The following is a 23,458-nucleotide window of genomic DNA, read 5'->3' on the forward strand; positions in this document are numbered from 1 at the left end:
CGGTCTGTCTATTCAGGGCGATTCCTTGCAGTAGACAAGTCTGTCTGATACCGTCTCGTCCAGCAGGTAGACAGGTCTGTCTGCCGGAAGTGTCTAGGTGAAACAAGGGAGCGGGATATGAAGATTGCGGTTTTTGGGACCGGAATGGTGGGAACGGCCATTGCCGGAGCCCTCGCGGCCAACGGCCACGACGTCACGGTGGGAACCCGGGACCCGGAGGCCACACTGGCCCGGGTCGAAGCGGGGCCCATGGGCGGCACGCCCTTTGCGGAGTGGCACGCCGAACATCAGGAAATCAGGGTGGCCACCTTCGCCGAAGCGGCGGAAGGTGGCGACGTCATCGTGAACGCGACCAACGGAAGCGGCTCCCTGGCCGCCCTGAAGGCAGCGGGAGCGCAAAACCTGGCTGGCCGGATCATCGTTGACATAGCCAACCCGCTCGACTTCTCGGAGGGTTTCCCGCCGTCCCTGAACCCGGTCAACACGGACAGCCTGGCCGAGCAGCTCCAGCGCGCATTCCCTGACGCGCGTGTCGTCAAAACACTCAACACCATGAACGCCGCCATCATGGTGGACCCTGGAAGTGTTGCCGGAGGTGACCACTCCGTGTTCCTCTCGGGCAATGACCGGGATGCCAAGGACGTGGTGCGCGGCCTCCTCGGCGAGTTCGGCCACCGGGACATCATCGACCTGGGCGACATCACAACTGCCCGCGGCACTGAAATGGTGCTCCCCCTGTGGCTGCGGCTCTGGGGTGCACTGGGCAACGCAGACTTCAATTTCAAGGTGGCGCGCACGGCCGGGTAGGCGGCGTCCATGGGCGTACGTTACCCACCGGATGACATTATCTGAGATGGATTCCCACCCGGCCGCGACCTCCGGGTAGCATCGTTAGCTAGTAACGCGGCTCACAGTATCCAGCGCAGTGTACGAGCCAAGTCCGAACCCTCGAAAGATTAGTTTCCATGGCTCACACTGCAATGAATTCCGAATCCGACCTCGCATCCGAACTCCGGGCCGACGTCCGCCGGGTTTCCACGCTGCTCGGCGAATCCCTGGTCCGCCAGCACGGCCCTGAGCTTCTGGACCTCGTGGAGCAGGTGCGTCTCCTCACCAAGGAGTCCAAGGAAGCGGCGCGCGGGGGTGCGGACGCCACGGGCCCGTGGAGCGCGCACGACGTCGTGGCCCAGGTGCGCGAGCTGCTCGGCTCCCTGCCCATCGAGCAGGCGACCGACCTGGTGCGCGCCTTCGCGTTCTACTTCCACCTCGCCAACGCTGCCGAGCAGGTCCACCGGGTGCGCGGGCTGCGCACACGCGCCGAAAAGGACGGCTGGCTGGCCAAGGCCGTGGCGGACATCGCCGACAAGGCAGGCGCCGGAGTATTGCAGGAAGTGGTGGACGGGCTGGACGTCCGCCCCATCTTCACCGCCCACCCTACCGAGGCATCCCGCCGTTCGGTGCTCGACAAGATCCGCAAGCTTTCGGACGTGCTGGCACGGCCCACCGTCGAAGGAACCACGGCCCGCCGCCGACAGGACCGCCAGCTGGCCGAGATTATCGACCAAATGTGGCAGACGGACGAGCTCCGCCAAGTCCGGCCCACGCCGGTGGACGAGGCCCGCAACGCCATCTACTACCTGGGCGGCATCCTCACCGACACCATGCCGGAGATGCTGACGGACTTCTCCGAGCTCCTGGGCGAGCACGGCGTCAGCCTGCCCTCCCACGAGGCGCCCATCCGGTTCGGCTCCTGGATCGGCGGGGACCGTGACGGCAACCCCAACGTCACGGCGGCCGTCACGCGGGAAATCCTGCAGATCCAGAACCAGAACGCCGTGCGCATCAGCATTGGAATGATCGATGAGCTGATTTCCATTCTGTCCAACTCCACAGCCTTGGCCGGTGCGGACCAGCAGCTGCTGGACTCGATCGCAGCGGACCTGGAGAAGCTGCCCGGCCTGGACAAGCGTGTGCTGGAACTCAACGCGCAGGAGCCCTACCGCCTCAAGCTGACCTGCATCAAGGCGAAGCTGATCAACACCGGCAAGCGCGTCTCCGCAGACTCCAACCACCAGCACGGCCGCGATTACAGCGGAACCGATGAACTCCTGGCGGATCTTGACCTGCTGGAACTGTCCCTTCGGAACCACTCGGCCACGCTCGCCGCGGACGGTGCGCTGGCCCGTGCCCGCCGCGCCATCACCTCCTTCGGCCTGCACCTTGCCACCCTGGACATCCGCGAGCATGCGGACCACCACCACGACGCCGTGGGACAGCTGATGGACCGCCTCGGCGGCCCCGGCCTGCGCTACGCCGAGCTGAGCCGGGAGGAACGGTTCGAGGTGCTCGGCTCCGAGCTCGCTTCCCGCCGTCCGCTCTCCGGCCACCCAATCAAGCTCGACGGCGCCGCTGACGGCACGTACGACGTTTTCCGTGAGATCCGCCGCGCCCTGCGCGCCTATGGTCCCGACGTCATCGAGACCTACATCATTTCCATGACCCGGGGCGCGGACGATGTCCTCGCCGCCGCCGTCCTGGCCCGCGAGGCAGGCCTGGTCAACCTGTTCGGCGAGAAGCCGTACGCCAAGATCGGCTTTGCGCCGCTGCTGGAAACCGTTGAGGAACTGCGCGCTTCCGCTGAAATCATCGACCGGCTGCTCTCCGACCCGTCCTACCGTGACCTGGTCAGGCTGCGTGGGGACATCCAGGAAATCATGCTTGGCTACTCGGACTCCAACAAGGAATCCGGCGTGATGACCAGCCAGTGGGAGATCCACAAGACCCAGCGCAAGCTCCGTGACGTGGCCGCCAAGCACGGCGTGCGCGTGCGCCTCTTCCACGGCCGCGGCGGCTCCGTGGGCCGTGGCGGCGGGCCCACCTACGACGCCATCATGGCCCAGCCCAACGGCGTCCTGGAAGGTGAGATCAAGTTCACCGAGCAGGGCGAGGTCATCTCGGACAAGTACTCCCTCCCGGAGCTGGCCCGCGAAAACCTGGAGCTTTCCCTGGCCGCGGTCCTGCAGGGTTCCGCCCTGCACCGGGACCCGCGCACGTCCGAGGACCAGCGCGAACGGTATGGGCACGTCATGGAGGTCATCTCCGATGCCGCCTTCGACCGCTACCGCCAGCTGATCGACCACCCCGACCTGCCGGCGTACTTCCTGGCGTCCACCCCTGTGGAGCAGCTCGGTTCTTTGAACATCGGCTCCCGGCCGTCCAAACGCCCCGACTCCGGCGCCGGCCTGGGCGGGCTGCGGGCGATCCCGTGGGTGTTCGGCTGGACCCAGTCCCGGCAGATCGTGCCCGGCTGGTTTGGAGTAGGCTCCGGCCTCAAGGCAGCCCGCGAAGCTGGAAACTCAGCCCAGCTTGCCGAGATGATGGAGAAGTGGCACTTCTTCAGGTCCGTCCTGTCCAACGTGGAGATGACCCTGGCCAAGACGGATATGGACATCGCCGGATACTACGTGGCCACTCTGGTCCCGGAGGAGCTCCACCACCTTTTCAACACCATCCGCGAGGAGTACGAGCTCACGGTCAGTGAAATCCAGCAGCTCACCGGCGAGAACCTGCTCCTGGACGCACAGCCCACGCTCAAGCGCTCGCTCGAGATCCGTGACCAGTACCTGGACCCCATCAGCTACCTGCAGGTGGAACTGCTGCGCCGCGTCCGGGCCCAGGACGCCGAAGCCGCGGGAACCATCAGCGCCGGCGAAATCGATGAGCGCCTGCAGCGGGCCATGCTGATCACCGTGAACGGTGTGGCAGCCGGCCTGCGCAACACCGGATAACCCCCGGGTTATCCCGACGCTCTCTCACTTAAAGTCGGGTTTTTCAGGATCCTCTCTCACCCCTGCCGTGTTATCGCCCGGCTGGTGAGAGAGGATTCCGAGATCTTACGCAGCAAGTGAGAGAGCGCGTGGTCTCGGCCCACGCTAAGCACCAGGGCCGCTCGTCCCGCTAAGGGCAGGTGACATTCCAGTTGAACGTCGCCAGGACGCCGTCCGGATTACCTTGCCAGAGGTAGGCGTGGAGATCGTAATGGACAGGCATTCCGGGCTCGTGCCCCGGCATGGGGCCATCGAATGCCTTCCCAAACATGGTGGGCCGGTCGTCGTCCGTTGCCAGGGACTGGTCCGCGTCTACCTTGAACCACTCTGCGGCTACCAGCTGGAGTCCACCTGCTCCGTCAGACGCATATGTGAAGGCATCCGGAACCAGCGGATCCATGTGCCCAAACTGGCTGAAGTTTACGTAGTGGTAGCCCATGCCTGGAACACAGTCACCTACGGGTACGTATCCAGCAGCAATGGCTGCGTCGACGTCGTGATACTGGGCCGTTGCCTGGCGTACCTGTGCAAGGTCCCTCTGACCTGCTGCTGACGCGCCGCTGATAGTCAGCATTGACACAAGCAGCCCTGCAAAGATTGCAGCCAGCAAGCGAAATGGGGTCCGTCTCATGATCGTTCTTCTTTCTTGATGCCGATAAAAACGATGAGACCGCCGCCAAATTCTAGTCCTGGCCGGTGCGAATATCTACCCTTCTTCCTCTATCGCTTTTGGTCCCCAAACGGCGGGCGGAATGGGGACCAAAAGTGATAGAGCGGCGGAGAGGCCGTATCACTCAACGGAAGGCAGGGATCCCTGTCAGATGCTGGCCGAGCACGAGGGTGTGCACTTCGTCAGTGCCCTCGTAAGTGCGCACGGACTCAAGGTTGTTGGCGTGCCGCAGCGGCGAGTACTCCAACGTGATGCCGTTACCGCCGAGCATGGTGCGGGCTTCCCGGCAGACCTCGATGGCAGTGCGGCAGTTATTGAGTTTGCCTGCTGAAATCATATGGTTCTCCAAGCGTCCTGCGTCCTTGAGCCGTCCTATGCGCAGCGCCAGCAACTGGCCTTTTTGGATCTCCAGTGCCATGTTGACGAGCTTTTCCTGGGAGAGTTGGTACGCCGCAAGCGGTTTGTCGAACTGGATCCGTTTCTGGGAGTACGCCAGGGCCGTATCGAAACTGTCCCGGGCCGCGCCCAGGGCTCCCCAGATGATGCCATAGCGGGCTTCATTCAGGCATGAGAACGGTCCCCGTAGGCCGGGGTTGTGTGGAAGGACAGCGTCGGCCGGCAGGTGGACGTCCCGCAAAGTGATGTCGCATTGGATGGACGCCCGCATCGAAAGCTTTGCCTCGATAGGGGTCGCTTTGAAGCCGGGGGTTCCTGTGGGTACCAGGAAGCCCCGGACCTGCTCGCGTCCGGCGTCATCGGTGGCTTTCGCCCAGATGACGGCGACGTGGGCGATGGAGGCCAGCCCGATCCATCGCTTGACGCCATTGAGTATCCACTCGCCGTCTTTAAGTACCGCCGTAGTCGTCATCGTGGACGGGTCCGAGCCCGCCGTCGGTTCGGTCAGCCCGAAGCAGCCGATAATTTCACCGGCTGCCATGCCGGGCAGCCAACGCTGTTTCTGTTCCTCTGAACCGTGCTTGGAGATGGCAGACATTGCGAGAGAACCCTGAACGGAAACGAATGTCCGCAGCCCCGAATCCCCGGCTTCCAGTTCCTGCATGGCGATTCCATACTGCACTGCGGTCTTGCCGGCACAGCCATAACCCTCCAGATGCATGCCCAGGAGGCCCAGTGCCGCCATTTCGGGAACGATCTCCTGTGGGAAGACAGCATCGTTGTACCAGGTGGCGATATTTGGCCGGATCCGTCGGTCTACGAACTCGCGGACAGCACCGCGGGTTTCCAGTTCTTCAGGGCTGAAATCGGCCTCAACGTTCAGCAGGTCTGTTGTCGCGATGGTCAGTGTGGTGTTCACAAGCGGTTCTCCTCTGATTTGGCGGCATGGGAACGTGCCTCCCCCTAGCGTCCACGAATCAGGCGCTCCGCAATACCCCCTCCGTGGCTATTGATGATTTGGTATCAATTACGCGGTAATTAGGTATTTGAAATCTACTAATTTCCGTGGAAATGTGACTTGGGATACAAACCCAGTCCGACAAAGGAGTCCACATGCTGCCAGCGTTCCCCCCCGGCTCCGCTGCGGCACGGGAAGCACTCGTCCGATGCGAACTCTCGGGGCGGGTTGCCCTGATTACCCTCAATGACCCGGCACGACGCAACGTCCTCGGGACGCACCTTAGGGATGAGCTCCGCGATGTTCTGGCAGAAGCAGGTGCCGACTCCAGAGTGGGTGCGATCGTACTTGCCGGGGAGGGGACCTGTTTCAGCGCGGGCGGCGATCTCGCTTCAATGCCGCCGCAAAGCAGGAACGCCGCTGCGGAGCGGATGGCCGGCGTCGCTGAACTGATGAGGGTGATCGTCCAGCTCGATAAGCCAGTCGTCGCCGCTGTTGGTGGCCCTGCTGCCGGAGTGGCCATAGGGGTCGTCTGTGCGTGCGACGTTGTTCTTGCCAGCGAAAACGCCCGTTTCCTGTTTCCGTTTACAAGGCTTGGCCTGCTGCCGGACGGAGGACTTGTCCATCTGCTCGCACAGCGGGTGGGTATGGCGCGCGCCCGGCGGCTATTGCTTGAGGCGGCCGCGATCGGCAGCAGCGATGCACTGGAGTTCGGACTCGTCGACGACGTGGTGACTGACCGTGATGTGGTCACGTCAGCAATAACGCGGGCCGGCGCACTCGCAGCCCGGGCGCCTCTGGCTGTAGCAGCACTCAAGGAGGGGTTCCGCAGCGCAAGCGGTGAGCTTGAAGACGCCCTCTCGTTGGAGCGGAGCCGGCAGCCGCTGCTGTTCGACACCGCTGACTTCCTGGAGGGCAGGAAGGCATTCTACGAGAAGCGCGAACCGCGGTTCTCCGGCCGCTGACGGCGGCCACTCCACCTAATCGAAAGGGCGCCATGAAAAAGGTGCACAGTATGATTCTCGCGCTCGCGGTGATTCCGGCCATGACGCTGACGGGCTGCACTGGCGCAGCTCCCGGCCCGTCGTCCGGGCCGAATGGTCTGCCGAAGCAGCTGGTTTGGTCCACATACAACGTTGGGACCGGAACCTATAACGACCTGGCCGCCATCGCCAACACCCTCACCGGCGAGGAAAGCGTTCAGGTGAGGCTGATGACAGCCGATACCGGCATTGGGCGGCTGGCTCCTCTTGTGAACGGAACGGTCGATTATGCCCGTACCGGTGATGAGTATTACTACGCCTTCGAAGGGAACTTTGAGTACGCCAGCCCCGAATGGGGACCACAGGACCTCCGCATGGTGTGGGCACCGCTGGGCAATTACGGGCTGTTGGTGCGCGAGGACAGCGGCATTGATTCCTATGAGGATCTAAAGGGCAAGCGTTTCCCGAAACTGACCGCAAACACTTCCATCAACAACAAGATGGAAGGTTTCCTCAACTACGGAGGCCTCACCTGGAAGGACGTGCAACAGGTTCCCATCTCCTATGGGGAGCAGATTGCTGGTCTCGAAGCGGGCAAGATTGATGCCCTTTACCAGAACGTCGTGGGGTCCAACATCGAGGAGTTGTCCAGTAAGACCAACGTCAAATGGTTGAGTTTCGATGATCCGGACCCAGCCCGCTATGAATCGTGGAAGGAACTTGCCCCCATGGTCCGTGTGGCCGAAGTCACGGACGGGGCCGGGATGGAGCAGGGTGAAGGCGCCAATGTCCTGGAGTACACGATCCCGCTCACCACTCTCGGCTCACGCGATGCTGACGAGGTCTACCGACTGGTCAAGGCCATGGTGGAGCACTTCGAAGATTACAACGGGACGACCCCCGACGCGACAAGGTTCAGCTTCGAGAAAGTCCTGAAGGAGCCGCTGGTGGTCCCGTTCCATGAAGGCACAGTGCGGTACTTCAAGGAGCGGGGCGCATGGAACGAGCAACTCGAGCGAAAGAACAACGAGCTCATCGAGCGCGGCGAAAAAATGCGCGAGGCGTGGCCGGAAATTGCCGAATCCTCGTCGAAGCGGGATCTTGCCGAGAACTGGAAGAACTGGAAGAAGACCGAACTGGACGGCGAGTCTGCCACCGAGACCAACAAGGGGACCACCAATGGGAACTGAAGCCCGGATCACGCCGTTCTGGCGGGGTGCCGTCGTTGCGCTGACGGTGCTGGGGGTGCTGCTCGCCATGAACCAGGTGTTCTTCTGGAACATGTTCGGGCTGTCACTGCTGTCGAACTCCTACCTCTATCTGGTGATGGCATGCTTCCTGCCGGTGGTCTTCATCGTCAATCCTGTTCGCAAGGCTCCGCTGGCCGAGAAAATCGAAGCCACCCACAGCGATGACGGTGATACCGCATCCGGGCACCGCGGGGCAGCGGTGCGGTGGTATGACATCGCGCTGATGCTCGTATCGGCCACGGTGTGCCTGTACTTCGCCTTCAACGGTGCAGAAATAAAGAATTTCGGCTGGGAATACATGGCCCCGGCGCCCGCCACCGTTGCAGCATTCGCCCTGTGGGCGGTCGTGCTTGAGGTGCTGCGTCGCACGGGCGGGCTCGTGGTGACGCTGATAGCGCTCGTCTTCTCCGTCTATCCGTTGTTCGCCGAATACCTGCCCATCGGTGTGCTGCAGGGGGTAACCTACGATTTGCCGACGTTGGCGCAGGTGCATGCGATGGGCGCGGAGAGCATCCTGGGCCTGCCCATCCAGACCGCCGCGACAATCCTGGTGGGTTTTCTGATCTTCGGGGTGGCCCTGCAGCACACCGGCGGTGCGGATTTCTTCCATAACCTCGCCATGTCGGTTTTCGGCCGGTACCGGGGCGGTGCGGCTAAGGTGGCAGTCGCCAGCAGTGCCGCGATGGGCATGATGAGCGGCAGCGCCGTCTCCAATGTGCTGACCACGGGTCCCATGACCATTCCCGCAATGAAGCGGTCAGGATTCAGCGCCACCTACGCCGGCGGAATCGAAGCCACCGCCTCCTCCGGCGGTTCCATCACCCCGCCCATCATGGGCACTGCGGCATTCCTGATGGTGTCCTTCGTGGGCGTGCCCTACACCGAAATCCTGGTCGCCGCGATCATCCCGGCTGTCCTGTACTTCGTGGGGATCTTCCTCCAGGTTGATGGATATGCGGCCCGCAAGGGTCTTCGGGGCGTGCCGGTCGCCCAGTTGCCCCGCGCCACGGCTGCCCTCGTCGCTGGCTGGCCCAGCGTTGTGGCCCTGGTGCTGCTGACCAGCCTGCTGTTTGTCATGAACTCTGAAACCCAGGTGCCCTATTACGTGATCGCTTTCCTCCTGGCCGTAGCAGTGGTCAGCCGCAAGCAACGGTTCGGGCTGAGTGAGTTCACGGACTTCCTGGTCGACTCCGGCAAGACCCTCAGCAACATCATCGGCATCATCGCCGGCGTGGGGCTGATCGTAGGGGGACTGACGGCGACTGGCGTCAGCCTGTCCCTTGCGCGGGAACTGGTTGCCCTGGTCGGCGACAACGTGGTCCTGATCCTGATCGCCGGGGCGCTTACCTGCTTCATCCTGGGCATGGGTATGACGATCTCGGCGGCCTACGTCTTCCTGGCCATCGTCATGGTCCCGGCAGTCGTGGATATGGGAGTCAACCCGCTCGCAGCGCATCTCTTTGTGATCTATTGGGCATCCGTTTCCTATATCACCCCGCCCGTGGGCCTGGCGGCTTTCGCGGCCGCCGGACTGGCCAAGGCGCCGGCGATGGCGACGAGTTTCGCGGCGATGCGGCTGGGCGCGGTGAAATACATCGTCCCGTTCGGCTTTGCGCTCAACCCGGCGCTCGTCGCCCAAGACGACCCCGGGAAGATCATCTTCGCCTTTGTGCTGAGCATCGTTGGGGTCTACGCCCTGGCCTCGGCCATTGAGGGATGGGTGGTTGGTTTTGACCGGCCGATGCGCGCTTTGTTCCGGATTACCGCGGGGGCCGGCGGCTTCCTCCTGTTCCTGCCCACGACTTTGTCCGTGGTGGCGGGGCTGCTGCTGGTGGCCGGGAGCGTTGGCCTCACCTTCCTCAGCAAGCCCGGCATCCCAGTACCGGGAACGCAGGCAGCCGACTCCGCTGAAGGCCCCGCGACGGACAGCACACAAAGCGTCAGCGCAGTCCACTGACAGCAAACCCGGAAAAAGGAGATTGATTCCCGTGACACATGCAACAGCGAGCGCGACGCTCGTCGCGACCGAGGTCATCGGCCGGATGGCGGTACTGACCATAGACCGTCCCGAGGTGCGTAACGCGCTGAACCGCCAGGTGCTCAGCGAGATCGAGGCGGCCCTCGAAGAATTTGAAGGGCGCGAGGACATCGGCGTGGTGGTCTTCACCGGTGCAGGCGAGAAATCGTTCGTCGCAGGCGCAGACATTTCCCAGTTGGCCGGCTACACGCTCCAGGACGGTCTGCAGGCGCGAATGCAGCGGCTCTATGACCGTGTGCAGGATTACGGGAAGCCCACGATTGCCGCCGTCAACGGCTACGCACTGGGCGGCGGAAACGAACTTGCGATGTCCTGCGACATCCGCATCGCATCAGTCAATGCCCGCTTCGGGCTCCCGGAGACCAATCTGGGGATCCTTCCGGGAGCAGGCGGCACCCAGCGGCTGTCCAGGCTCGTAGGTGTTGGCCGGGCCCAGGAAATGATCCTCACAGGGCGGATCATCGACGCCGATGAGGCTCTTCGTATTGGTCTCGTCACGAACGTTGTCCCCGCAGAAGACCTGATGGACACCGTGGCCGTCACCGCGGACAGCATCCTCGCCAAGGGGCCGCTGGCCGTACGGCTGGCCAGGCTCGTAGTGCGCAACGGCATCGAGACTGATCAGCGAACCGGTCTCCTGCTTGAACGGCTGGCGCAGTCCTTGCTCTACGCCTCCGACGAGAAGGCCGAGGGGGCAGCTGCATTCCTTGAAAAACGCCCCGCACGGTTCGGTAAATCGATGACCGGCACTGAAACGGAACGGAAGGAACACGTATGAGCAGGCACGACACCGTTGATTCGATCCAGCATGTGCTGGTGGTGGGGTCGGGCGCCATGGGCACCCAGATCAGCGCCCTCTTTGCCCTCGGCGGCTATGACGTCACCATCAGTGACCTGGATATGAACGCGCTCGGCCGTTCCCGGGATGAGGTGCGTCGGCGGCTGGGGCGTATGGCGGAGAAAGGCAGCCGGAGCCGCAAGGAGATAGACGACGCGCTGGCACGGATGGCGTATACGACCGACTCCATGGAAGCAGCGCGCACCGCGGACTTTGTTCTGGAAGCCGCCGTCGAACGGCTGGACATCAAACGGCAGCTTTTCGCGGACCTGGACAAAGCGGCCCCGGAGCATGCCATCCTGGCCACGAACTCCTCCACGATCCCCTCATCACTGTTGATTGACGCCACCGGCAGGCCGGACCGGGTGTGCAACATGCACTTTTTCAATCCTGCCCTCGTCATGCAGTGCGTTGAGGTCGTACGGAATCCATTGACGTCGGACAAGACCGTCGAAGCCACGGCCGAATTGGCCCGCAGGATCGGCAAGCAGCCCGTCAGGCTCAACAAAGAAGTCCCCGGATTTGTCGCCAACCGGCTCCTCGGAGCGCTGCGGGACGAGGCACTTCGCCTCGAGGAATCGGGCGTGGCCAGCTTCGGGGACATCGACGTCGCCGCGAGAACCGCTCTGGGCCACCCCATGGGGCCGTTCGAACTGATGGACCTGGTGGGAATCGATGTCAGCTACCTGATCCGGCTTGCAGAACATGAGCAGACGGGGGACCCAAAGGACCTGCCCCACCCATCAATCGAGAAGCTCTATGCCCAAGGCCGCTACGGGCGCAAGACCGGGCACGGCTGGTACGAGTATGCCGGCTGAAAGCGGCTGCCCGCGCCCGTTTTGGACTACGAGAGGAAAAAAGATGAGCCAGTCCCTGGCCGCAGAGGAACTGCGGAATATTTTCGGCCGATCCGGGACGGGCCCGCTGGCAGGGATAGTGGTGGCGGACCTGACCCGGGTGCTCGCGGGCCCCTACTGCACCATGCTGCTGGCCGACATGGGGGCGACGGTCATTAAGGTGGAGAGCTCCGCCGGCGACGACGCCCGTGCGTGGACCCCGCCGCACCGGGACGGGGAGAGCACGTTCTTCCTCTCGGTAAACCGGAACAAGCACTCTATTTCGCTGGATTTTACCGACCCCGAACAACTTGAGCTTGTCAGGCAGATCATCGCCCGTGCGGACATCCTGGTGGAAAACTTCAAGCCGGGCGGGCTCACGAGATACGGCCTTGATTACGAAAGTGTCAGTGCATGGAGGCCGGACCTGGTTTACGCCTCGATCACCGGTTTCGGTACGGCGGGTGGGGCGGAGTTGCCGGGCTACGATCTTCTGGCCCAGGCGCTGTCCGGCATGATGAGCCTCACCGGCAGCCAGCATGGCGGGCCGTACAGGGCGGGTGTGGCGCTGTTCGACGTCATCACGGGACTCCATGCAGCCGTGGGTGTCCTTGGCGCATTCCACGAGCAGCAGGAATCCGGGACGGGGCAGCACGTTGAACTGAACCTCTTGTCCTCGGCCCTGTCAGGACTGGTCAACCAGTCAGCAGCGTATGTGACAGGAGGTACCGTCCCCACCCGGATGGGCAACGAGCATCCCAGTCTCTACCCGTACGAACCGTTCCCGGCCCGGGACAAGGAGATCGTCATCGCCGTCGGCAACAACGGACAGTTCGGACGCCTCTGCGTATGCCTCGGTGTCCCGGAGCTCGCCCGGGACGAGCGCTTCAGCACGCCGGCGGCACGCAACGAACACCGGGCGGCGCTGCGCGGGCTGATGATCGAACGGCTGGCAACCGAGGATGCCGGGGTCTGGTTCGAGCGACTGAAGGCGGTACAGGTGCCATGCGCGCCGATCCTGACGGTCGAGGAAGGAGTTGAGCTGGCCCAGAGCCTCGGGCTGGAGCCCGTGGCGATGGCCGGCAAGGGGGACCGCAGCATTCCTACGGTCCGCCACCCCGTGTCCTTCAGCCGGACCCCCGTCGACTACAGCCAGGCTCCACCCCTTCTTGACGGTGACAGGGACAAGATCCTGCTCTGGCTGGATGGCGCACGGCAGGCGGTCCGAAAAGCCTCATGAGCCTCGTGTTTACCGCGCCACTGGCCGTCCGCTGGTCAGACATGGACATCAACCGCCACGTCAATAATGCGCGCATTGTCACCCTGCTCGAAGAGGCGCGGCTCGCAGCGATTGCACACTGGCTCGGTGAAACCGGCATTCCCGACCCAACGAACCCGCGGGTTGTCGCCTCCCTGAGCCTCGACTATCTACGGCCGATCGACCATGGACCGGAACTGACGGCCAAGGTGTGGGTTGCCGGTGTGGGTCGTACCTCTTACACCGTGGCCTACACGCTGCACCAGCATGGGAATGTAGCAGCCAGGGCCCGGACAGTGCTTGTCCAGATGGATCCGGCTACGGGACGCCCTGCACCGCTTCCAGCAACCGTGCGAGATTCTTTGAACGAGGTGCAGGTTCCCCAGCCGTGCACCGCAGACGAACGTGCATGAACACCACCGAGCAGGGCAGGACCGGCAACGGAGGCCGCAGGATCGCCTACTTTGCCCTGCTCGGCACCACCGCGCTGGGCACCCTGTCAGCGAACGTCATCAATGCACCGTTGTACGTCATTCAGACCGATCTCGGGATGACCAGGCAGCAGGCGGTCCTGGCCGTCAGTGCCTTCACGATGGCGATGGCAATGTTCGTGCCACTTGCCGGGTGGGTCGGCGATCGGGTGGGAACAAAGACCTTGCTGGTCTGGGCCCTCAGTGTCCTTGTCCTTGCCGGGGCCGCGGCCTCGCAGGCTTCAGGGACCGAGGCCCTGGTCGCTGCCCGGGCCGTGCAGGGTGCGGCATGCAGCGCCATCCCGCCGTGCGTGCAGGCCGCCTTGATGAATCATTGGCCGGAGCGGACGGCGCAGGCCATGGGGGCCTGGGCTTCCGCGATCGGCCTTGGCCAGGCGGTCGGGCCGCTTTTCGGCGGTCTCGTCACCGAAGCCCTCGGCTGGCGGAACGTGTTCCTCAGCCACGGATTGCTGGTCCTGGTCATGATCCTTCTGCTCATTGCCTCCATGCCGGCCAGCGGCCCTCAACGGCCTCCAATGCACAGGTTCGCGATGTTCTGGCTCGTCGTGGGGGCCGGGTCCACGGCTGCGGGCACCGTACTGATAGGCCAGGCCACGTCCTGGTGGTGGATATTGTGCTCCCTGGGCAGCGCGGTCTTCAGCTTGTGGCTGTTCGGGCGGCTTTCCGTCCGGCGGGCCCGCTTCGCAGCCGAACACGCTGGCGCTCCGGGCCCCCTGCTGGATCCCAGTCTCCTGCGCGACCGCGGATATTTGCGGGCGGCAGCCGGGGCCGGACTGGCGATGGGATCGATGGCGGTTTTCATTGTGGCCGTACCGCTGTTCCTGGCGAGGGACTTGGACATGGGTCCTGCAGGCATCGGAGCCATTGTCTTCACGATGGCGCTCTCCATGATCGTGGCCGGCCCCCTCGCCGCCAGGCTTGGCCGCCGCCGCGGCGTGAATGTGCAGCTTCGGCGCGGCATCCTGATCCTCATGGCATCCGGGCCGGTCGTGGCGCTGGCGGTTTGCTGTTCCCGGTTCGGCATGGTCCCGTGGGCGGTCCTGTCCATGGTGGTGGCCGGACTCGTGCTCGCGGGCACAGGCATAGCCTTTACCCAAAGCGCGGCAGCAACCGACATCGTCCTATCCGCCGCAGGAAGGTCCGGGACCGCAATAGGCATCCACAACATGATCCGTTTCCTCGCGATGGGGGCCGGATACGCCGTCGTGGCCCTTGCCTACGCCGCTGACGCGACCCTCCTCCTTTTCCCCTTTGTCTCCCTGATGGGAGTCGCCATGCTTTACGCATTCGGGGACGCCCGCGGCCTGACACGCCGCACCGCCGGTGTTCCCGAGCCCATCCGGGTAATCCCCGAACCCGCCAACGAAAGGACCAAAAATGACCATTGAAACTGCAGCCCAACGGGCAACACCGGTAGCCACCGGGACCAGCACCGACGCTGACTATTTCCGCCTGGACGAGGACCTCAGTCCAGAGGAGATTGCAGTCCGGAACAAGGTGCGCAGTTTTGCCCAGGAACGCGTGTTGCCTGTGATCAATGAATACTGGGAGCGTGCCGAGTTCCCGTGGGAACTGGTGCCCGCCCTGGCAGAGTTGAACGTCGCCGGCACCACAATCCAGGGCCATGGATGCCCGGGCATGAGCCGGAAGGCTGCCGGCATGGTTGCCCGTGAAATCGCCCGGGCCGACGGCAGCATCAACACGTTCTTCGGCGTCCACTCCAACCTCTGCATGGGCGCGATCAACATGCTCGGCAGCGAAGAGCAGAAGGCCCGCTGGCTGCCGGGCATGGCCCGGCTGGAAAAGACCGGCGCCTTCGCACTGACTGAGCCGGAGCATGGTTCCGATTCTGTCGCACTGGAGACCAGTGCCCGCCTCGAAGGCTCCTCATGGGTGCTCAACGGACATAAGAGATGGATCGGAAACGGCCATGCGGCCGACGCCGTGGTTGTCTTCGCCCGGAATGTTGCGGACGGGCAGGTTAACGCCTTCGTCGTTGAGAAGGAGGACGATGGCGCATACCCCGCCGGCTACCGGCCGGAAGTCATCAGGGGCAAAGTGGGAAAGCGCGCCATCAACCAGGCCGACATCCTGATCACGGACCTCCGCGTCCCGGCCGCGAACCGCCTCACAGGCTGCAACTCTTTCAAGGATGTCTCCCGAGTCCTTCAGGCCACCCGCGGCGGAGCTTCCTGGGAAGCCGTGGGACACGCCATGGCGGCCTTCGAAATCGCCGCCGACTACGCGTCGAAGCGCATGCAGTTTGGCAAGGCGATCGGCGGCTACCAGCTGGTCCAGGCGCGGCTGGCGAACATGCTCAGCGAACTCACCGCCATGCAGTTGCTGTGCAACCGGATGGCCGAGCTCGCGGACCGCGGCCAGCTGACCAACGCCCAGGCGTCGATGGTGAAAATGGCGACAGCCCAGAAGGGCAAATGGATCTGCAACGAGGCACGTGACCTGCTGGCCGGGAACGGACTGTTGCTCGAAAACCACGTTGCCCGGCATATGACCGACATGGAAGTGGTGTCCACCTACGAGGGCACCGATTCCATTCAAGCCCTGCTGGTGGGCAGGGACATCACCGGCATTTCTGCCTTCAACTAAGCCACCGGCGCTGCACCAGCAGCAGCAACAGGTACGCACTAAGGAACGGACACAAGAATGATGGAAGCCTTTCTCGTCGGAGGGGGACGCACCCCTGTAGGCCGCTACGGCGGCGCCCTGTCGACCATGCGGCCGGATGACCTCGCGGCCCTGGTGGTCGGACACGTGGTGACGGACGCGGGGATCGACCCCCACGACGTCGATGAGGTGATTTTTGGCAACGCCAACGGAGCGGGGGAAGACAACCGGAATGTGGCCCGGATGGCCTGGCTGCTGGCGGGGTTTCCCGACACAGTTCCCGGCATTACGGTCAACCGGTTGTGCGCATCGGGGCTGTCGGCCATCACCATGGCCTCCCACATGGTCAAGGCCGGAGCAGCGGACCTGGTGGTCGCCGGCGGCGTGGAATCGATGTCCCGGGCCCCCTGGGTCATGGAGAAGCCCGCCAAGGCGTACGCGAAGCCCGGAGAAATCTTTGACACCTCCATCGGCTGGCGCTTCACGAACCCCAGATTCCACCACGTCGACAAGTTGACCTTTTCGATGCCCGAAACCGCAGAGGAAGTCGCCACCGTCGACGGCATTTCCCGCGAGGACGCCGATGCGTTCGCCGTGGCGTCCCACGCCAAGGCGGTCGCTGCGATCGGCGCTGGCCGCTTCGCTGCCGAGACCGTTCCGGTAACGGTGACAGGCCGGAAGGGAGCTGAAACCATTGTGGACACCGACGAAGGGCCCCGTCCCGGCACCACCATGGAAGTCCTGGCTGGTTTGCGGCCGGTCGTCCAGCACGGCACCGTCGTCACAGCCGGCAACTCATCTTCCCTCAACGACGGTGCCTCCGCGGTCCTGGTCGCGTCCGAACGGGCTGTCGAGAAGTACGGGCTCCGTGCACGGGCCCGGATCGTCGACGGTGCCTCCGCCGGTGTGGAGCCGCACCTCATGGGCATCGGCCCCGTGCCGGCAACCCAAAAGGTGCTCGACCGTGCCGGGTGGGGGATCGGTGACCTTGGTGCGGTGGAGCTCAATGAGGCATTTGCCAGCCAGTCCCTGGCCTGCATCCGCCGTCTCCGCCTGGACCCGGAGATTGTGAACAGCGACGGCGGGGCGATCGCCCTTGGACACCCCCTCGGATCATCCGGATCCCGCCTGGTGGTCACCCTGCTCGGCCGGATGGAGCGCGAAGGCGCCGGACGTGGACTGGCCACAATGTGCGTCGGCGTGGGCCAGGGCACGGCCCTGCTGGTGGAGCGGGTCTGATGGCCGGAATCGTGCCCGGTGTCGTAGGCGTGCTGGGAGGAGGCCGCATGGGTGCGGGTATCGCCCATGCCTTCCTGCTTGCCGGGGCAAGGGTGGTTGTAGTGGAGCGGGACTCGAAGTCTGTGCAGGCCGCGAAGGACCGGATTCATCGGGACCTGGCGGCGTCGCTTGAGCGGGGCGCCGCGGGTGGCAGCGTGGACCAATGGACCGGAAGACTTTCCCTCTCAGTCGACTGCGCCGATTTCGCCCGGGCCGGTCTCGTCGTCGAAGCCGTCCCGGAGGTGTGGGACGTGAAGGTCGCCGCCCTGCAGGAGGTGGAACGTCATCTCCAGGCGGGTGGATGGCTGGCAACCAATACTTCTTCCCTGTCAGTGGAGGGGCTCGCCGGGCAACTGCGGAGGCCGGAGCGCTTCTGCGGGCTGCACTTTTTCAACCCCGTCCCGGCCTCCCATCTCGTGGAGGTAGTGCTCGCCCGGAATACAGCTCAGGAGCTCGCAGACCTGGCACCGAGGTGGGTGGGGGAACTGGGCAAAACCCCCGTCGTCGTCAATGACGCCCCAGGTTTCGCTTCCTCCCGCCTGGGTGTGGCTATTGCGCTGGAGGCAATGCGCATGGTGGAGGAGGGTGTAGCCTCCGCAGAAGACATCGATAACGCGATGAAGCTGGGCTACAAGCATCCAGTCGGCCCGCTGGCGTTGTCGGACATGGTGGGCCTTGATGTCCGACTGGGCATCGCGGAGTACCTGGAACGTACTCTCGGCCCGCGGTTCGCACCGCCGCGGCTGATGCGGGATATGGTGGCCCGCGGGGAGCTGGGCCGGAAGTCAGGCAAGGGGTTCTTCACCTACAGTCTGCAGGCGGACGCAGGCTGAGGGGCGCGTGTTCAACGGTGGCAGGGTCCGGGACCGGGAGAACGCTTTCGGAGATTTCGATGACCGCCTGGACGGCGGGATTGAGGTCCCCCTTCCGCCAGATCAGCCGTACCTCGACTGGACGCTGTTCCTGTTTCAAGGGTCTATAGACCACGCCGCGGGAGGGGATGTTGTCGCGCACGCTTGAAAGAATCAGCGAAATGCCAACCCCGGCGCCCACCAGCACAACCAACGTCCAGGAGTCGGGGGCTACCTGGACGATGCGGGGTACGAATCCGGCGTTCACAGCAAGGGTGTTCAGCCGGTTGGGCAGGGTGGCGCCTGCTCCGCCGGGCAGGACGATCCATGCTTCATCGGCGAGGTCTTCGGCGGAAACCGCGTCATTCGCCGCAAGGGAGTGATTTTCCGGCAGTGCGATCAACAGCTCTTCCACGGCGGTGAGCCGCGAGCTGATACCCGGCGGCAGGAAGTCCCATCGGCCGATGACGAGATCGAGGGAACCATCCAGGACCTTCTCGAGGCCTACATGCGAGAACTGGGAGCTGTGGAGCTCCAGGGAGATGCCCGGCCGCTTGCGGCGGATCTGGCGGGCGAGTTCTCCCACGGCCTGATTCACGGATGCGCCGGCGAAACCGATACGCGCACGGCCTACCTCGCCTGCCTTGGACTTACGGACTACGTCCTTGATCCGTTCCGCCAGCAGGACGAGTTCACGGGCGGGCTCGATGAGGGCTTCCCCTTGCGGAGTGAGGCTGACGTGGCGCGTGTTGCGTTCGAACAGCGTGCCGTCCAGTTCGGCCTCCAGTTGCCTGATGAGACGGCTGAGGGGCGGCTGGGCCATATGCAGCCGCTTGGCGGCGCGGCCGAAGTGCAGTTCCTCAGCAACGACGAGAAAGGCACGGGCCTGCTGGATTTCCATCCCTCAAGGTTATTGCAGCCAGAGACTTGATGCGCCGTGCATTGGTCTCCAAACGGGGAATAGATCAAGGTTCTCCCGGTTCAATCCGGAAGGATGAATGCGGGACCGGATCGTCTAGGGTGGTGGGGTGCCTTCGTTTCAAGCGCGCCTGAAAATCACCGGCCTGCGGCCCGGCAATCCGCCCGAGGCGGTCATGGACGCCGCCGTCGAAGCGCTCGGAACCTGCCATCACGTCGAATCGCACCAGCTCCAAATCGCCGGAGGTGTGCCGCAGCTCAACCTGCGCTTCCTCGTGGAGGCGACCGAATACAGCGGCGAGAACCGCCACGCGGTGGAGTCGGCCGCGATGATGCGTGACGCCGTCGAACGCGTTGCCCTGACCGGAACGCTTACCGTACTCCGCCGCGCCCGCGGCCGCTGGCTGCCCGTGTGAGGTTGAGGTCAGGCGGGCGGTTCGTCCACGCGTGAGCGGTTGCCGCGCCGCCGGGTCGCGATTATTCCGACGGCGGCGCCCACCAGGAGCCCCAACGCCACCCCGATGAGTGAACTCGCCCAGAATGGCAGCCGGGTGGCCGAACCGGTGAAGTAGCCCAAACCCCCCAGCCAGCAGGCCCAGAGGATTGCTCCGAGCCCGGCGCAGAGGCTGAAGCCGCGCACTGACACGCTGGCGATACCGGCCGCCGCGGAGGTGGCCAGCCGGCCGCCCGGGATGAAACGCGCGCCGATGATGGTGCCGTAAGTGGTGGTGCGGCCGGCCCTCGCAATGGCCTCGCGGATGCCGCGGTGGACCCGGCGGCCCCAGCGCCAGCGGTCCAGGCTATGGCTGAGGCGGCGACGAAAGAGCTGGAAAACCACCATGTCGCCGATCCAGGAAGCCACGGCGGCCAGCAGGAGCACAAGGAAGATGTTGGCCCGGCCGTCCGCTGAGAGCGCGCCGCCGGTAATGACCACCATCTCGGACGGTACCAGCGGAAAGATTGCATCGCCGAGGACCAAGGGGATGATCCAGAAATAGATCGCCGCGCCCCAGCTGTCTGCGCTGCCGAAGTCCATGGCGCCAAGCTATCAGGCGCGGGCGCGTGCTGCTTCGTTCAATTCCAGCCGGCTGCGGTACTCCACGGGTTTGCCCGAGATCGGGTCCACGAAACGGATGCCGCGGGCCAGGAGCTGGAGCGGTCTGGAGTAGTCGTCCGGGGCTTTGTCCAGAAGTTCCGGGTAGAACGCGTCGTTGACGATGCCCAGTCCCAGTGATGCCATGTGCACCCGCAGCTGGTGAGTCTTTCCGGTGTGCGGCTCCAGCCGGTACCTGGCGAGGCGGACCGCGGGATGCGCTGCGGAACCGGCGGCTGAAGCGTCCGCCGGGGTGCCGGCGTCGAACGTTTCGAGCTGTTCGATCCTGGTTTCCGCGTTGGGCTCGCCGTCCACCACCTCGGCCAGGAGGTAGCTGCGGGACTTGGTCATACGGTTACGGACCACAACGGGAAACTCGACGGCGGGGTGCCCCGGCGCGGGCTCGGCGGCGGACACGCACTCGTACTCCTTCTGGACCTGGCGCTTCTCGAAGAGCACCTGGTATTTGCCCCGTGTCTGCGGGTTGGTGGAGAACAGGAGGACGCCGGCGGTCATGCGGTCCAGCCGGTGCATGGGGATCAGATCCGGCAGGTCGAGCTGGTTCCGCAGCCGGACCAGCGCCGATTCCTGGATGTAGGTGCCGCCGGGCGTGGTGGGCAGGAAATGCGGCTTGTCTGCGACCAGGAGGTGCTCGTCCTGGTGCAGGATGTTGATCTCCACCGGTATCCGGGTTTCCGGCGGGAGCGTGCGGTAGTACCAAATAAACGTGTGGTCCTGGAGCCTGGTAGTCCGGTCCAGCGGAACGCCGCCTTCACCCACGATTTCGCCGGCGTCGAAACGGTCCTCGATGCCTTGTGGATCGATGTGGCCCCACCGGTGCATCATGTAGTCCATGGCCGTATCCCACGGACCGTCTTCCGGCAGGCGAAGGCGGGTGGCATTGACGCCGTCGCGCACGGGGAGGGGTGACTGCATCACCGGTCCAGTCTACCGGGGAGCCGGGCGCGGATCGGCAGCGTGACCCTGGGACGGATGTGAACGTCCGCACCCCGGCGCTCCGAACAGAAAAAAGTTATTGACAAAAAAAGTTGTCGGTGGGCATTGTTAACCCATGTTGGACATCGCGGTGATCGAGGATCCGGCCGCCGCAGAGGCGTCGCTGGACCCTATTCGGACCAGGATCCTGCGCGAACTGGGGGAGCCGGGCTCGGCCACGCAGCTCGCCGCCAAAACCGGCCTGCCCCGGCAGAAGGTCAACTACCACCTCAAGGCCCTCGAACGGCACGGCCTGGTGGAGCTGGTGGAGGAGCGGCGCAAGGGAAACGTCACGGAGCGGGTGCTGCAGGCGACGGCTGCGTCGTACCTGATCTCGCCCCAGGCGCTGGCCCAGGTGTCGCCGGATCCGCACCGGTTTTCGGACCGGTTCTCCGCTTTCTGGCTGCTGGCGCTCGCCGGCCGGATGGTGCAGGAGATGGGCAAGCTGATCGCCGGCGCGGCCGCGGCAAAGCAGGAGCTGGCGACGTTTGCGATCGACGGCGAAATCACTTTCCGCACCGCCGCCGACCGGGCCGCTTTTGCCGAGGAACTCGGTGTGGCGGTTACGCAACTGGTGGACAAGTACCACAATCACGGCGGCTCGAGCGCACCCAAGGGGCGGCGCCACCGGCTGGTGGTCGCACTGCACCCGGTCCTGAAAGCGACGGGCCCTCAAGGCACCCGACCAGAACCCCAAGGCAACCGCCCACAAGACAGGCAAGGAACAGGACAATGACTGACAACCGCAGCTTCGAAATCGTTCATGACACCGAACTTCCCGCCACGCCGGAACGGGTGTGGGAGGCGGTAACCGACGGAACCCCCGCCTGGATGTTCCCCACGGACCAGTGGCCGGATGTGAAGACTGTCCAGGAATACCCCACCCACCTGGTCTCGCGGATGGAGGGCCCGGACGGCTGGTTCAACCAGCTGGAGCACGTGCTCGAACCGCTGGAGGACAACCGCGCCCGCCTGCACTACGTCCACAGCGGCGTCTTTGCGGACAATTGGGATGAACAGTACGACGGCGCGTCCCGTCACACCGAGTTCTACCTCCACACGCTGGGGCAGTACCTGGCGCATTTTGATGGCCGTCCCGTGGTGTTCACCGACATCCAGGGACCTGCCGCATCGCAGTCGCCGGAGGGTTTCGAGCGGCTCCGCAGGGCGCTGGGCGTTGAGTCGGCGCGGCAGGGTTCACCGGTGGACGTGGAGCTCGACGGTGTGGGCCGACTTTCGGGTGAAGTGGACTTTTCCAACCAGCACTTCCTGGGCATCCGCACCAAGGATGCGATGTACAGGTTCTTCGGCCGCAATGCCTGGGGCGCTCCGGTGGGCATGACGGTGCATGATTTCAGCGGTTCCGGCGATTCGACCGCGACTGCAAAAGCATGGGGCGGTTTCCTCGGACAGGTCTACGCGTAACCTCTGCTCGGAGGCACGAGAAAGGGGCGGCTGCGGGGCGATTCCGTGGCAAGGTGGTGTGGTGACCCGCAGACTCGTCCAGCTTCTCATCGGCCTTGCCCTGTACGGGGTGTCCCTGGCGATGCTGATCCGCGCCGGGCTCGGCCTGGACCCGTGGGACGTCTTTCATCAGGGCGTGGCCAACCGAACCGTGCTCAGTATCGGCACCGTGGTGATCATCACGAGTTTCGTGGTGCTGCTGCTGTGGATCCCGCTGCGGCAGCGGCCGGGGATCGGTACCCTGTGCAACGCGGTCCTGGTGGGTCTCTTCGCGGACCTGGGCCTGGCGGTGATTCCGGACGTCACGCACGTTGCCGGCCAGTTCGCCATGATGGCCGGCGCCGTCCTGCTCAACGGCGTCGCGTCCGCCTGCTACATCGGCGCCCGCCTGGGCCCCGGACCCCGCGACGGACTCATGACCGGCCTCGCACACCGCACCGGCCGGTCGATTCGGCTCTGCCGGACGCTGATCGAGGTTGCCGTCCTGGCCATCGGATGGCTCCTGGGCGGTTCGGTGGGCGTGGGCACAGTGGTATACGCGCTCGCCATCGGCCCCCTGGTCCAGTTGCTTCTGCCACGGTTCATGGTGCCGGACACGGCGGCGCCTTCGGCCCGTCCGGCCAGTGAGGAACCTACGACGGCGGCACGCTAGTTCCGCCGGAAGGCCACCAGGTGTGCGGGTCCGGAC

At 64.4% G+C, this 23,458-nt stretch carries 22 protein-coding genes; 17 read left to right on the forward strand and 5 right to left on the reverse strand.

Going from position 1 to position 23,458, the window contains the following annotated elements; genetic code table 11:
* The first annotated feature begins 117 nt into the window (after window positions 1-117).
* A complete protein-coding gene (locus ACFWIX_RS13520) occupies window positions 118-807 on the forward strand; it encodes an NADPH-dependent F420 reductase (RefSeq protein WP_377216651.1) in 690 nt (229 codons plus the stop codon).
* 158 nt (window positions 808-965) lie between these two features.
* Window positions 966-3,788: a phosphoenolpyruvate carboxylase gene (gene ppc, locus ACFWIX_RS13525; RefSeq protein WP_377216652.1), complete on the forward strand. Its 2,823-nt coding sequence runs from the start codon at window positions 966-968 to the stop codon at window positions 3,786-3,788.
* A gap of 169 nt (window positions 3,789-3,957) precedes the next feature.
* Here the strand turns inward: ppc and ACFWIX_RS13530 are convergent, their stop codons facing one another.
* Together ACFWIX_RS13530 and ACFWIX_RS13535 are read right to left on the reverse strand one after the other, a co-directional pair.
* Window positions 3,958-4,407, reverse strand: a complete 450-nt coding sequence (locus ACFWIX_RS13530) for a hypothetical protein (RefSeq protein WP_377216653.1) — start codon at window positions 4,405-4,407, stop codon at window positions 3,958-3,960.
* A 214-nt stretch (window positions 4,408-4,621) separates the two neighbouring features.
* Window positions 4,622-5,779, reverse strand: a complete 1,158-nt coding sequence (locus ACFWIX_RS13535) for an acyl-CoA dehydrogenase family protein (protein ID WP_377216745.1) — start codon at window positions 5,777-5,779, stop codon at window positions 4,622-4,624.
* Between the two features lie 227 nt (window positions 5,780-6,006).
* Between ACFWIX_RS13535 and ACFWIX_RS13540 the strand changes: the two genes are divergently transcribed.
* Genes ACFWIX_RS13540 through ACFWIX_RS13590 form a run of 11 tightly spaced genes read left to right on the forward strand, consistent with a single transcriptional unit; the run spans window position 6,007 to window position 18,281 of the window.
* Complete coding sequence (locus tag ACFWIX_RS13540; RefSeq protein WP_377216654.1) at window positions 6,007-6,816, forward strand: enoyl-CoA hydratase/isomerase family protein; 810 nt, start codon at window positions 6,007-6,009, stop codon at window positions 6,814-6,816.
* Between the two features lie 32 nt (window positions 6,817-6,848).
* On the forward strand, window positions 6,849-8,024 hold the full coding sequence (locus tag ACFWIX_RS13545; RefSeq protein WP_377216655.1) for a TAXI family TRAP transporter solute-binding subunit: 1,176 nt from the start codon (window positions 6,849-6,851) through the stop codon (window positions 8,022-8,024).
* Window positions 8,014-10,041 carry a TRAP transporter permease gene (locus ACFWIX_RS13550; RefSeq protein ID WP_377216656.1) on the forward strand — a complete coding sequence of 676 codons (2,028 nt, stop codon included), beginning with the start codon at window positions 8,014-8,016 and terminating at the stop codon, window positions 10,039-10,041. The genes ACFWIX_RS13545 and ACFWIX_RS13550 overlap by 11 nt, the downstream gene beginning before the upstream one ends.
* A 31-nt stretch (window positions 10,042-10,072) precedes the next feature.
* Entirely contained in the window at window positions 10,073-10,900 is an 828-nt protein-coding gene (locus tag ACFWIX_RS13555; RefSeq protein WP_377216657.1) for an enoyl-CoA hydratase/isomerase family protein, read from the forward strand.
* On the forward strand, window positions 10,897-11,778 hold the full coding sequence (locus tag ACFWIX_RS13560; RefSeq protein ID WP_377216658.1) for a 3-hydroxyacyl-CoA dehydrogenase family protein: 882 nt from the start codon (window positions 10,897-10,899) through the stop codon (window positions 11,776-11,778). The genes ACFWIX_RS13555 and ACFWIX_RS13560 overlap by 4 nt, the downstream gene beginning before the upstream one ends.
* Before the next feature lie 43 nt (window positions 11,779-11,821).
* Entirely contained in the window at window positions 11,822-13,036 is a 1,215-nt protein-coding gene (locus ACFWIX_RS13565; protein WP_377216659.1) for a CaiB/BaiF CoA transferase family protein, read from the forward strand.
* Window positions 13,033-13,467 carry an acyl-CoA thioesterase gene (locus ACFWIX_RS13570; protein ID WP_377216660.1) on the forward strand — a complete coding sequence of 145 codons (435 nt, stop codon included), beginning with the start codon at window positions 13,033-13,035 and terminating at the stop codon, window positions 13,465-13,467. Before ACFWIX_RS13565 ends, ACFWIX_RS13570 begins: the two co-directional genes overlap by 4 nt.
* On the forward strand, window positions 13,464-14,933 hold the full coding sequence (locus ACFWIX_RS13575; RefSeq protein ID WP_377216661.1) for an MFS transporter: 1,470 nt from the start codon (window positions 13,464-13,466) through the stop codon (window positions 14,931-14,933). The genes ACFWIX_RS13570 and ACFWIX_RS13575 overlap by 4 nt, the downstream gene beginning before the upstream one ends.
* Window positions 14,923-16,152 (forward strand): acyl-CoA dehydrogenase family protein, encoded by a 1,230-nt coding sequence (locus tag ACFWIX_RS13580; protein ID WP_377216662.1) that lies wholly within the window; start codon window positions 14,923-14,925, stop codon window positions 16,150-16,152. The genes ACFWIX_RS13575 and ACFWIX_RS13580 overlap by 11 nt, the downstream gene beginning before the upstream one ends.
* A gap of 57 nt (window positions 16,153-16,209) precedes the next feature.
* On the forward strand, window positions 16,210-17,409 hold the full coding sequence (locus ACFWIX_RS13585) for a thiolase family protein (RefSeq protein WP_377216663.1): 1,200 nt from the start codon (window positions 16,210-16,212) through the stop codon (window positions 17,407-17,409).
* Window positions 17,409-18,281 (forward strand): 3-hydroxyacyl-CoA dehydrogenase family protein, encoded by an 873-nt coding sequence (locus ACFWIX_RS13590; protein ID WP_377216664.1) that lies wholly within the window; start codon window positions 17,409-17,411, stop codon window positions 18,279-18,281. The genes ACFWIX_RS13585 and ACFWIX_RS13590 overlap by 1 nt, the downstream gene beginning before the upstream one ends.
* Here ACFWIX_RS13590 and ACFWIX_RS13595 read toward each other — a convergent pair.
* Window positions 18,250-19,200 carry a LysR family transcriptional regulator gene (locus ACFWIX_RS13595; RefSeq protein ID WP_377216665.1) on the reverse strand — a complete coding sequence of 317 codons (951 nt, stop codon included), beginning with the start codon at window positions 19,198-19,200 and terminating at the stop codon, window positions 18,250-18,252. The two genes, ACFWIX_RS13590 and ACFWIX_RS13595, sit on opposite strands and share 32 nt — an antisense overlap.
* Before the next feature lie 127 nt (window positions 19,201-19,327).
* On the opposite strand from ACFWIX_RS13595, the gene ACFWIX_RS13600 reads away from it, so the two are divergent.
* Entirely contained in the window at window positions 19,328-19,633 is a 306-nt protein-coding gene (locus ACFWIX_RS13600; protein WP_377216666.1) for a hypothetical protein, read from the forward strand.
* An 8-nt stretch (window positions 19,634-19,641) separates the two neighbouring features.
* Here the strand turns inward: ACFWIX_RS13600 and ACFWIX_RS13605 are convergent, their stop codons facing one another.
* Entirely contained in the window at window positions 19,642-20,253 is a 612-nt protein-coding gene (locus ACFWIX_RS13605) for a DedA family protein (protein ID WP_377216667.1), read from the reverse strand.
* A gap of 12 nt (window positions 20,254-20,265) precedes the next feature.
* Window positions 20,266-21,246 (reverse strand): RluA family pseudouridine synthase, encoded by a 981-nt coding sequence (locus ACFWIX_RS13610; protein ID WP_377216746.1) that lies wholly within the window; start codon window positions 21,244-21,246, stop codon window positions 20,266-20,268.
* A gap of 136 nt (window positions 21,247-21,382) precedes the next feature.
* Between ACFWIX_RS13610 and ACFWIX_RS13615 the strand changes: the two genes are divergently transcribed.
* Genes ACFWIX_RS13615 through ACFWIX_RS13625 form a run of 3 tightly spaced genes read left to right on the forward strand, consistent with a single transcriptional unit; the run spans window position 21,383 to window position 23,422 of the window.
* The gene (locus ACFWIX_RS13615) at window positions 21,383-22,042 is read left to right on the forward strand and encodes a helix-turn-helix domain-containing protein (RefSeq protein ID WP_377216668.1); all 660 of its coding nucleotides are present in this window, start codon (window positions 21,383-21,385) and stop codon (window positions 22,040-22,042) included.
* Window positions 22,039-22,731: an SRPBCC domain-containing protein gene (locus tag ACFWIX_RS13620; protein WP_377216669.1), complete on the forward strand. Its 693-nt coding sequence runs from the start codon at window positions 22,039-22,041 to the stop codon at window positions 22,729-22,731. The genes ACFWIX_RS13615 and ACFWIX_RS13620 overlap by 4 nt, the downstream gene beginning before the upstream one ends.
* A gap of 58 nt (window positions 22,732-22,789) precedes the next feature.
* A complete protein-coding gene (locus ACFWIX_RS13625) occupies window positions 22,790-23,422 on the forward strand; it encodes a YitT family protein (RefSeq protein WP_377216670.1) in 633 nt (210 codons plus the stop codon).
* Window positions 23,423-23,458 lie beyond the last annotated feature (36 nt).

This window comes from Pseudarthrobacter sp. NPDC058362 (assembly GCF_042723515.1).
GTDB lineage: Bacteria > Actinomycetota > Actinomycetes > Actinomycetales > Micrococcaceae > Arthrobacter.